Origin of the sequence: Algoriphagus sp. CAU 1675 (genome assembly GCF_029222925.1) — a bacterium.
Taxonomy (GTDB): domain Bacteria; phylum Bacteroidota; class Bacteroidia; order Cytophagales; family Cyclobacteriaceae; genus Algoriphagus.
Genome location: NZ_JARHUI010000003.1, coordinates 231,721 through 244,955, shown reverse-complemented (window position 1 = coordinate 244,955; position 13,235 = coordinate 231,721). Strand labels below are relative to the sequence as shown.

Sequence of the window (13,235 nt, the reverse complement as noted above, 5' to 3'; positions counted from 1 at the left end):
TTAGTTACAAAGTGATCCCTTTCCCCTCTTTGGTTCAAAATCAAATCTTAAAAATCAGACAAATTCAATTAATGCCCAATGACCTATACCTAAAGTCAGATTGCCGAGAATATTATGTAATGACGAAAGGATAAAACCATGACAGAACAAGCCACTTGGTGGTTCACGCTATGCCATTAAAAACAAGTAATATTTCTAAGGTCCGCTCATCAAAAAAGGCTATGCTCAAATCAATGTGCATAGCCTTTTATAAAGCGCGTTAAGATTTAATGATAAGGTTATTCTTTCTTAATCAATCTTCTGGTTAGAATCTGGTAATTGATCTGAACCTGAACGGTGTACATTCCAGCACTTAAGGATTCAAGATCAACATTTCGAACAAAACCATCTTCATGGAATCCTTTTTCCTCAAATACCAAACGTCCGACAGCGTCGTAAATTCGGATGGTGACATCTGATTCCTCTCTAATCTCCACTTGGATATTGGTTTCATCCGCGGCTGGGTTTGGATATACCCAAACATTATTTGGAATTGGCTCCCTAGTAAGTCGGATATCCTTCAAAATAGTCTGCCCTGCCCTATCTGTACTGTAAACCCGAACAGTATAACCAGAAGCAACTTTGCTTGTACTACCCTTCCATCTAAGTAGGTTTCCATCCAATTCGAAATGCTCATTTTCATCCAAATGATAGGTATGTATATCATCAACTGGATCCAGAGTATGGAATGCACCTATTAACTCTCCTTCAGCAAGTTCTTTGGCTATTTCAGAATTATCAATAATGATATCCTCAGGAAGAGGTTTATCCAAGACAAGAACTTGCATATTAATACCATTCATCGGAACTCTAAACCCTATAGTGGCTTCTTTGAGTTCTCCCGAGATCTGGTAATATCCCGGAAGAAGCGGATTATAATCTTCCTCATTCCATGTCACTTCAAGTTCGTAATCCATTCCATTGTCAGTAAAGGAATAGGTATAGTCTTTCAAAGTTTCAAATGGAGTGTTCCAATCAACGGTAATCAAAGAAGAGGAGTCTAGGGATTTGTTTTTGCCTTTCACAGGGTTATGGATAATGATACTTCCACCGGAAATCTCTGTTTTTGCATCAGAGTTATCGGATTCACCCTGCTGGTTGTCATAAATGACTTCTGAAGTTTGGATATCCCAGATTTTGATACGGAATTTATCGGCTTCTTCAATTTCCTTCTTGGCTCCATCAATTGCGGAAACCATAAAAGAATAACCATCTATTCCATTCACCCTACCTATCCCCTTGTAGATAGCTTTATAGCCAGCAACAACCAAGGACATATCCTCATGCGAAGTACTGTTAAAGGTCAAGTCACCATTCTTGAATTGGAACTCGGTATGGCCATCTACCTTATTACTTCCTTTTCTATACTTAGCTACAAACCCGAAGTTGGCACGACCTTCTGCTTCATAGTCGCTAGGCATAGAGCCTTTAGGCGACCAAATCCATCCACCCCCAGTGACAAAGCCTCCGTTTGGATCAAATATTACGGCCAAATCTGTGTAGCCTACTGTTTCATTTCCACATTCATCAGTAAGAACTAAGCTAATTTGATAAACACCAGGCGTGGTATAAATATGGCTAGCTGAATAATCAGTAAATGGAGAACTCAAGACTGTTTCTTCACCATCATCCCAAATCCATTTAGCAGTTACTACTTCCCCTGTAACTTCGGCTAAAACACTAATTGAAGAGTTTACCTCATGTGGGTCTAATGGACCAGAAATTGAATGGATTACCTCTTCCTCAAGACAAGGATTGTTTTCGCAGTTTTGAAGTGAGAAGGAGTTTATCAGTTCATCCCCATCATTGCAATCATAATTATTAGGCACATACCCATCAGGAGCAGAGCAATCATAAACAGGAGTTGAGTTTGCCGCACCATATCCGTCTCCGTCTTCATCAATGTAGAATGCAGTCTGTACACCTTCGTCAATCGTTCCGTCGCAGTTGTTGTCCATACCGTCACATACTTCTGGTGCTCCCGGATAAACTGTCGCATCTGAATCGTCACAATCCCCTTGATTCGGAGTAAATCCATCATTATCTGAATCTATATCTCCAGGATCTACCGAATTGAGAATAATTGTAACAAAAGCAGAAGCAGAATTTTGATTTCCATGAATGTCAATAACCGTCAAGACAACAGAATTCACTCCTTCATCCGCAGAAGTAAACGTTGTTTTGCTCAGGCTATAACTTTCAATTCCACAATTATCAGATGAACCATTATCAATATCCAATGGATCCACTGTAATTATATCCGCTTCATCTATGCTGAATTCCAGATCTTGAGTTAGAACATTTGGCAATTCATTGTCAGTTACTATTACATTGAATCTACAAATAGACTGATTACCAGCCGCATCGGTAGCAGTGTAAATCACCTCAGTAGTTCCCACAGGGAATATTGAACCAGGTTCATAATTGCTTATCAATGATACTGAGCCACTATTGTCCGTAGCTATTGGTTCTGTCCAAGTCACCACCGCTCCACAATTGCCAGAGTCATTTGACACATTAATGTCAGAAGGACAATCATTGATTACTGGGTCTTCATTATCCGCGCTTTCAGTAATAGTTACAGTAAAGCTACATTCAGCAGAATTTCCCGCAGTATCAGTTGCTTTATAAGTCACCGTAGTAATTCCCACAGGGAAAACTTCTCCACTTGGCAAACCACTGATCAATTCCATGGTTGGTACTCCACAATTATCAGTTGTAGTAGGTAGGTCATAAGTAATCACTTTACCGATCTGTCCAAACTCAACGGTTGAGCTTATATTATTAGGACATGTAATGACAGGAAGCTCGTTGTCCGTAACAGTCACCGTGAAGCTCGCTGTCTCGGTATTTCCGTGGATATCAGTAGCTGTATAGGTTACTGTCGTGATACCTACCGGGAAGACTGCGCCATTCACCTGGTCCGCATTGAAGCTTTCAATTCCACAGTTGTCCGAAGCATTTGGTTCAGTCCAGCTTACCACCGCTCCGCAGACTCCTGCATCGTTGTTCACCGAGATGTCGGTTGGAACATTCGTAATGACAGGAAGCTCATTATCCGTAACGGTCACCGTGAAGCTTGCTGTCTCGGAATTGCCGTGGATATCGATCGCCGTGTAGGTTACCGTCGTGGTGCCTACCGGGAACTCATCACCTGAAGTGTAATCGGCTGTAAAGCTTTCAATACCGCAGTTATCTGCCGCATTTGGTTCGATCCAGCTCACCACTGCTCCGCAAACTCCTGCATCGTTGTTCACCGAGATGTTGGCTGGAACATTCGTAATGACAGGAAGCTCATTGTCCGTAACGGTGATCGTGAAGCTTGCTGTCTCCATATTTCCGTGGATATCGGTTGCCATATAGGTCACCAATGTTTCGCCTACTGGGAACTCATCACCTGAAGCGTAATCGGCTGTAAAGCTTTCAATACCGCAGTTATCTGCCGCATCTGGTTCGATCCAGGTTACCACCGCTCCGCAAACTCCCGGATCGTTGTTCACCGAGATATTGGCTGGAACATTCGTAATGACAGGAAGCTCATTATCCGTAACGGTTATCGTGAAGCTCGCTGTCGCTGTATTACCATGGATATCGGTTGCTGTATAGGTCACCAATGTTTCGCCTACCGGGAACTCATCACCTGAAGCGTAATCGGCTGTAAAACTTTCAATACCGCAGTTATCTGCCGCATCTGGTTCGATCCAGGTTACCACCGCTCCGCAAACTCCCGGATCGTTGTTCACCGAGATGTCGGTTGGAACATTCGTAATGACAGGAAGCTCATTGTCCGTAACAGTCACCGTAAAGCTCGATGTCTCAATATTGCCATGGATATCGGTCGCTGTATAGATTACTGTCGTGGTGCCTACTGGGAACTCATAACCTGAAGTGTAATCGGCTGTAAAGCTTTCAATACCGCAGTTATCTTCCGCAATCGGTTCGGTCCAAGTCACTACCGCTCCGCAGACTCCTTCATCGTTGTTCACCGAGATATTGGTTGGAACATTCGTAATGACAGGAAGCTCATTGTCCGTAACAGTAACCGTGAAGCTCGCTGTCTCGGTATTGCCGTGGATATCGGTTGCCGTATAGGTTACTGTCGTGATGCCAACCGGGAAGACTTCGTCTGAAATGTGATCAGAAGTGAAGGTGGCGATTTCACAGTTGTCCGAAGCAATCGGTTCGGCCCAAGTCACTACCGCTCCGCAGACTCCCGGATCGTTGTTCACCGAGATGTTAGCTGGAACATTTGTAATGACCGGAAGCTCATTATCCGTAACGGTTATCGTAAAGCTCGCTGTTTCAGCATTGCCATGAATATCCGTAGCGGTATAAGTAACCGTAGTTTCTCCAACTGGGAAGGCTGATCCACTGGCAAAATCTGAAGTAAAGGTTTCTATTCCACAGTTATCTGCCGCAATCGGTTCGGCCCAAGTCACCACAGCCCCGCAAACTCCTGGATCGTTGTTCACCGAGATATTGGCTGGAACATTTGTAATGACAGGAAGCTCATTGTCCGTAACAGTAACCGTGAAGCTCGCCGTCTCGGTATTGCCATGAACATCGGTCGCTGTGTAGGTTACCGTGGTTTCACCTACTGGGAAGACTGCTCCATTCACTCGATCGGCTGTAAAGCTTTCAATACCGCAGTTATCTGCCGCATCTGGTTCGATCCAGGTTACCACCGCTCCGCAAACTCCCGGATCATTGTTCACCGAGATATTGGCTGGAACATTCGTAATGACAGGAAGCTCATTATCCGTAACGGTTATCGTGAAGCTCGCTGTCGCTGTATTACCATGGATATCGGTTGCTGTATAGGTCACCAATGTTTCGCCTACCGGGAACTCATCACCTGAAGTGTAATCAGAAGTGAAGCTTGCAATACCGCAGTTGTCGGCAGCATTCGGTTCAGTCCAGGTTACAGCCGCTCCGCAAACTCCTGGATCGTTGTTCACCGAGATGTTAGCTGGAACATTTGTAATGACCGGAATCTCATTGTCCGTAACAGTCACCGTAAAGCTCGCTGTCTCGGTATTGCCGTGGATATCGGTAGCGGTATAAGTAACCGTAGTTTCTCCAACTGGGAAGGCTGATCCACTGGCAAAATCTGAAGTAAAGGTTTCTATTCCACAGTTATCTGCCGCAATCGGTTCAGTCCAAGTCACTACCGCTCCGCAGACTCCTGTATCGTTGTTCACCGAGATGTTGGCTGGAACATTCGTAATGACAGGAAGCTCATTGTCAGTTACGGTTATCGTAAAGCTCGCTGTCTCGATATTGCCATGGATATCCGTAGCGGTATAAGTAACCGTAGTTTCTCCAACTGGGAAGACAGATCCATTCACCTGATCCGCTGTGAAGCTTTCAATGCCGCAGTTGTCCGAGGCATTTGGTTCAGTCCAGCTTACCACCGCTCCGCAGACTCCCGCATCATTGTTAACCGTGATGTTGGCTGGAACATTCGTAATGACAGGAAGCTCATTGTCCGATACCGTTACCGTGAAGCTGGCTGTTTCTTCATTGCCATGGATATCCCTAGCGGTATAGGTAACAGTAGTTTCTCCTACCGGGAAGACTGATCCGTTTGCCTGATCAGCTGTGAAGCTTTCAATACCACAGTTGTCAGCAGCATTCGGTTCGGTCCAGGCTACCACCGCTCCGCAGACTCCTGCATCGTTGTTCACCGAGATGTTGGCTGGAACATTTGTAATGACAGGAAGCTCATTGTCCGTAACGGTTACCGTGAAGCTGGCTGTTTCTTCATTGCCATGGATATCCCTAGCGGTATAGGTAACAGTAGTTTCTCCAACTGGGAAGACTGATCCGTTTACCTGATCAGCTGTGAAGCTATCTATTCCACAGTTGTCCGAAGCATTCGGTTCATTCCAGCTTACCACCGCTCCGCAGACTCCCGGATCGTTGTTCACCGAGATTTTGGCTGGCATAGTGGAGATCACAGGAAGCTCGTTGTCCGTAACGGTTATCGTGAAGCTCGCTGTCTCCATATTGCCATGGATATCGGTTGCCGTATAGGTCACCAATGTTTCGCCTACCGGGAACTCATCGCCTGAAGTGTAATCAGAAGTGAAGCTATCTATTCCACAGTTGTCCGAAGCATTTGGTTCAGTCCAGGTTACCACCGCTCCGCAGACTCCCGCATCATTGTTCACCGAGATGTCGGTTGGAACATCCGTAATGACAGGAAGCTCATTGTCCGTAACAGTAACCGTGAAGCTCGCCGTCTCGGTATTGCCATGAACATCGGTCGCCGTGTAGGTTACAGTGGTTTCACCTACTGGGAACTCATCACCTGAAGTGTAATCAGAAGTGAAGGTTCCGATTTCACAGTTGTCCGAAGCAATCGGTTCGGTCCAGCTTACCACCGCTCCGCAGACTCCTGCATCGTTGTTCACCGAGATATTGGCTGGAACATTTGTAATGACAGGAAGCTCATTGTCCGTAACAGTAACCGTGAAGCTCGCCGTCTCGGTATTGCCATGAACATCGGTCGCCGTGTAGGTTACAGTGGTTTCACCTACTGGGAACTCATCACCTGAAGTGTAATCAGAAGTGAAGGTTCCGATTTCACAGTTGTCCGAAGCAATCGGTTCGGTCCAGCTTACCACCGCTCCGCAGACTCCCGGATCGTTGTTCACCGAGATATTGGCTGGGACATTCGTGATGACAGGAAGCTCATTGTCTGTAACGGTTATCGTGAAGCTCGCTGTCTCGGAATTGCCGTGGATATCGGTTGCCGTATAGGTTACCGTTGTAGTGCCAACTGGGAAGACTGCGCCATTCACCTGGTCCGCATTGAAGCTTTCAATTCCACAGTTATCTGCCGCAATCGGTTCGGTCCAAGTCACTACCGCTCCGCAGACTCCTGTATCGTTGTTCACCGAGATGTCGGCTGGAACATTCGTAATGACAGGAAGCTCGTTGTCCGTAACAGTCACCGTGAAGCTCGCCGTCTCGGTATTGCCGTGGATATCGATTGCCGTATAGGTCACCAATGTTTCGCCTACCGGGAACGCATCACCTGAAGTATGATCAGAAGCGAAGGTTGCGATTTCACAGTTGTCCGAAGCAATCGGTTCAGTCCAGGTTACCACCGTTCCACAGACTCCTGCATCGTTGTTCACCGAGATGTTGGCTGGAACATTCGTGATGACCGGCTTCAATTCATCCAACACAAGTACATTAAAGGATTTTACAGAGATGTTTCCATTTGTATCAACGACTTTGAAGTCAACAGAAATAGATTGACCAACATCTCCACATCCAAATGGAATCGATGTTACTCCTTCATTGAAATATTTGGAACTGATACCACAATTGTCGAATGAAGCATCATTTAGCATTTCGACAGTCAATAACGTGGAACCACTTTGATCCAAGAATAAGGTGATTTCAGTCGGGATATCAATCACAGGATATTGGAAATCCCCTACAATCAATTCAACCTGTTCGGTTAAGGTTTCCGAATTGGAATCAGTAACCCGAACTTCATAGGATCCAGCTGACAGATTTTCTAGTAAAATACCAGTATCAGGCAAAAGCTGACCATTCTTATACCATTCAATGGTGTACGGAGGCAATCCTGCAAATACATTTACCTGAAGTTTTCCATCTCCTGCTTCAAAACAGGACTCATTGGTTACTCCTAACCTTATTCTAAAGTTCTCCACAAATTCAGCAACCACCTGCTTATCTGCATCCATGCTGAGCTGAAGTGGATTGTCGGAACCAGTAGCATCACCTGACCACTGTACAAAACTCCATCCCTCTGCAGGAATCGGGTTCAGGGAAACGGTATTTCCATCCAAGAATTGATTTTGATTAGGATCTCGAACAATTATTCCTTCCCCAACCACACTAGTTGTCAAAGTGTATTCGGCTACAACATTTGTACAGAATGCTTTTTCAATACTATTGTCGAGAATATCATATTCAATTGGGTCTGCTCCTGATAACTCTGCATAAATAGTAAAGGTGTTACTTAAAAGCGTAATCGGAACAGACACCTCTACCGTATCTTGGGGTCCGACAGTTATTAAATCTCGAGAAATTTCATCAAGGCTTTCCCCGGATTTGTAGTAAAACTTCAGTGTTGCTTCTGTACCTACATCTCCTTCATTGAAAATGCTTGCTGTAAGTAATACTTCGTCTCCATTTTTAGGACAATCATTACTGAAAATTAAATCAGCAAATCGAAGGTTTGGCGCATCACCCACAAATATGCTTCGGAGCGCTGTATTATTATCCCTATTTCTATCGGGCTGCTCTTCCAAGACATCAATAATGGCTTCCAGTGTTTTGAGACCACCAATTGTTGAGGAATAAGTATCCGAAATAGCTACTGTTCCATCTTCACCTGCTGCTACCCCACTGACTTGTGCGTCCTCTCCTATTTGCTGGCCATCAACCAATAACCTTACTTTAAAAGGACCAGAAGGAACCACTCCCAAATTCTCATAGGAAACAAAGAAATTAACAGGTTCACCAAGATCTGGATTTAGTTTAGTGGGAGATATAAATTGAGGTTCAACCGAAAGATCTGGACCCGGAGTAAGAATCGTGATCTGCTTGCTAAATTCATTATTGTCCTCTTGACACTCCGTATATTTCCCTTCCTCATCTACCACTACTTTCAAAGTGAAAGTACCTGCTTCAACAAATACATACGGTAACTGGACAAATGATGCTGAACCGCCAAGAATATTAGGAACAACTGTACTGGCAATCTCTACATCATCCAAATAGAATTTTACTGATACCTCCTCTGAATCAAAAAGCCCAGTGTTTTGGATATTAGCAGTCAAAAACTGCTCCGTATAAATTTGGTAATTACCCCGCCAAGCATTGTAAAAATAAAATGAACTTGATGCCAGTGAAAAATCAACACATAAGAAACCAAAACCTGCATTATTCGACTCATTTGACTCAGAAATTTCAGAATTAGCATCCAGTAGATAATCGATTCGATTATTACCATAAGTTGTTAAACTGGTATAGATACTATCAGTTCTGGAACCTCCTGGTTCAATCGAATCTTCTATGCGATTACTAATCACCCGTTCTACACCATTTTCATTAATTATAAATGAATTCGTAAATGGAGCGGCAGTTGCAGTTCGTCCAATATTTCGATAAAGACGTTTGATTTTAAATGTCTCTCCAAGATTTGGATGGCTTGGCTCAATTTTAAATCGCTGATAATAAGTATCTAGATCGGGTTTCTTAGGGGAGTATCTTATCGTAAACTCCAAGACATTATTGGTTTCATCAAACTCATCAATAACGCCAGATCCAATCGGTGTATCGGCCTCAATTCGAATTACTTTATCATCCGTCGTTGTAAACAACCAGCTCAAAGAATAGAGCTGTGAACGATCGCAGTTTTCAATATTTTCAGAAATCAACCTTGAATCGACTTCAACCCCATCGATATAAACTTTCATTGTAAAAGGCACTGCATTAGCTACCCCTCCAAGATTTCTTGCAGAAACCCTTAAGGTATAAGGATCCTTTAAATTGAAAGTCGAAGGAGAAGATTTTTCAGGTTTGATATCAGGCTTCTCAGCAAATATCCTTTTTGAAATTTGAACCGTATTATTGGATTCAGAGCTTTCAGATACCTGACCAAAATAATCTGCAGTAGCTGAGAAATAGCAATAATCTAGATATCCAAAACAACTATTTAATAAAGCAGAATCAGAAATTGTAGTTACAAAAGGATATTCAATAAATTCTCCCGGCTGCAAAAGTGGAATAAATACCTCTCCAATTACTCCTTGACAAGAGGAATACCTGAACACAAAGTTTTCAGCTGGTGCATCACCCCTATTGGTTACCCGTGCAGTACCCTCTATGGTTTCACCACGCAAATAATAACCTCTTCCTTCTTTTGGAAATAAGGAGAATTGAGTTTCAAGATCAGGAAGTTTTACAGTTTCCCCAGAATTGTCTTCTACCACTTGAATGGTTAATGGTCCAAAAGATTGAACAAACCTACCTTCATCCACCTCGCCTGTGATAGTGTAAGTACCAATTTCAAAAGGACCGGTGAAAGTGGAATAAAATCCTCCGGCAGAATTTGTTATTGTTTGTTTTTCCTGGCCATTACTCATCGTAAGTCTTACAGTAGCTCCAGAAACCTTTGGAGTAATTGCAAGGTCTAGCCCAAAATAACTTGCTACACCAGATACCGTGAAACTTTGATTTGGAAATATGGTAGACGGATTAACAGATGAAGTAACATTGATCCCTTCTGGCAATGCATAAAACCGGATGGCAAAATTATTGAGTTCGTTTTTCTCATCCAGTACATTGGTTTCATCCAAAATCACTTTGACTTCATGATATCCTGATACTGAAAAAGCATACTGGAATTGAACCCAAACCGTGTCCTGTGGAGCAACAAAATCTACGGTTTGAGAAGCAATAAATTGCTCATCATCATATACAGAGACTACGAAGTTTTCTGCTGGAAAATCAGAGGTATTCCTAACAATTCCCGTAATCGTAAATTCATCTCCAACTCCAGGTTCATCATTGCTAAATAGGATATCACCAGCAAAAATCCCAACATCCAATAAATCACTTGTTACTAAAGGTGTAGCAACCCAACCTGAGTTTACTTCACAGCCTTCTGAGGTACGAACTGCGATTTGAGATTCCCAATTGGCATCCTCGGCTAAGTTTGTAACCAGAGCCCGATAAATTTTCCCATCAGTCACATCCAAATCACTTGGATCCTCTTCAAACATTACAATTTCCCGAGTTTCAATAAAGCTTTTTAAAGTCAATTTAGGGAAACCTGCAGCAGGTAAAAGCCCTGAAGATTCGGTGTATTTAAATCGGAATATGAATTCGGTGGAATTAACACCAACTGTAGGAGAAACATAAGACGATTCAAATCCTGCATCTCCCACATATTCAATTTGTGGAAGCTGATTAACCGTAACAGTAATTGATTTTTCAACCGAACACCCATTCTCATCGGTAATCAGAACCGTATAAGTAGTAGTTTCCGTAGGTTGAACACTTAGCCCTTGGACTGTGCTTCCATTGTGCATCCATAAATAACTAACTCCTCCATCGGCAATCAAGGCTGTGAATTCCCCTTTACAAATTGTGGTATTCCCAGTTAAACTGACGTTAGGTTCAGGGAAGTGGGTAATGGTTTTTGAAAGTTCATTATTCGTAAGATTTTCATCAGCTTCCAAAACCCCTACCACAATCGTATAATCCCCTTTTTGACTTAAGTCCGCTGCTTGTTCAAAGGTATAGGTATAGCTTTGACCAGGAGCCAAAACAATAGAAGAAGGCAATACTTCTTCCACCAAAGCTCCTCCAAGGACTTGATAGGTCAGCGTAATATTCCCAATAAATGATGTTCCAACATTGGAAATACGAACTTGAATCTGTTCTTGATCGCTCAAGAAACAATTGGAGTCAGGAGAAATGATTTCACTGATAGCCAAATCCCGTCCATTGTCAGAGAAGAACTGCACGGCACCTATACTCACAGGAACCAATCGAGGAACTCCATTAATATCCTCCGAAACAATAGCTGTTAAATCAGCACCATTAACAGCTAAAGCATCTTCTTGTGGAGTAAGATCCAAAGAAGAAACAAATTGAGCATCCACGGTCAGGGAATTCGAGTCCGTACCGGATAGTGCTTTCCAAGCATCTAGATCAGTGGCATCAGAATTACCCCATCGTCCGAGCAAAGACCCTGAGCTAAATAGATTATTGTAATCAATGTTAACGAATGCTGCGGGTGCACCAATTCGAAGGGCATAGCCACTGGTTCCCTGGAATATATTATTGACCAACTGATTATTGGATCCGCTGGAAGCATATTCCAAACTAGCCCCATTGCCTTGGTTCCAAACAGCATTATGATAAAATAAAAGATGAGTGGTATTGGAAAGGTAGACTATTCTATTGCTTCCTTTTCCCTGTAAGAAATTATTGTATACCAAGTTTGGAGAACCTGTATTTCCTGCGGAATTGACTATTCTCAAAGCATTGCCATCCACACTGGTTACCCGGTTATTTTTCACCAAGGATCCATCAGAGTTGTTCTCCAGAAGAATAGCGATCTGGTCTGCTGTGGAAGTAGTAGTGACTGTGTTTCCCACCACTTCAGGGGCTTGGGTATAGTTGAGATAGATAGAGCGGAAATGAATTCCACTCAACTCATTTTCAGAAACCAATACCTGTCCAACTCTAGATGAAGAACTTGCACCCTTAACATATATTCCATAGGCACCTCCCGATATCCTATTTTTCAGAATTCTGATATTTTCCGTGAAAGTTCCAGAAACATCGATTCCACCTCTTGCACCCGAAGTATTGGTAGTAGTTGGACTTTCAATGATGTTATTTTCAAAAAGTAAATTAACTCCTCGATTTCTCACTTGAATCACTTGAGCTACACCCAGTGTCTTGAAAGTTATATTTGAGAAGCTGTAATGCTCTGCATTGTCCAGCTTTAGGGTATAATTATCTGTATGGACAACAATGACTGCTAAAGGATCAATACTTGCCGATTTAAAATTGACAGTAAACTCTGAGGAAGCACCTGGAACCGCTCCAAAATTCAACTGCTCTTCATAGGTACCATCCGCAACAAAAAAATCAACTTTACCAGAAATTCCATTAACCCGCAAGGCTTCAGAAGAAGCCGCGAAGGAAACAAAATTCCGTTCCCCAGATCCGTTTGGATCAATCGTATATTCCCCAATTAAAGGTTCTCCTGCTTGCGCAAATTCCACTGCTCCGATACTTACAGGAACCGTTCGTGGATTACCATCAATATCTGTGGAGACAAAAGCAGTTAAATCTGTTCCAGCTTCTGTAAGTACTGGATTTTGGGGTGTTAAGTCCGTATCCGAAACAAATAAAGGATCTTCATTCAAGGAATTCGCATCCTTGGAGGACAGCGACTGCCAAGTCGCTAGGTCAGTAGCATTGGTGGTTCCCCACCGGGCCAAATACGTCCCCGAGGTGTACAGGTCATTATAATCCATTGTCACCAAGCCCGTTGAAATCGCTACCTCCACCGAATAGCCCGTATTCCCCTTAAAAATGTTGTTTACAAAATCATTGCCCGCAGAGGCCCAACCACTGTAATACAGCCCATCCCCGCTGCCTGTGTTGTGGATACTGTTGTGATAAAA

The 13,235-nt window shown here is 43.2% G+C and carries 1 protein-coding gene; it reads right to left on the bottom strand.

The window, feature by feature from the left end:
• Window positions 1-278: 278 nt before the first annotated feature.
• A complete protein-coding gene (locus P2G54_RS08160; RefSeq protein WP_275869998.1) occupies window positions 279-13,118 on the bottom strand; it encodes an HYR domain-containing protein in 12,840 nt (4,279 codons plus the stop codon).
• Window positions 13,119-13,235 lie beyond the last annotated feature (117 nt).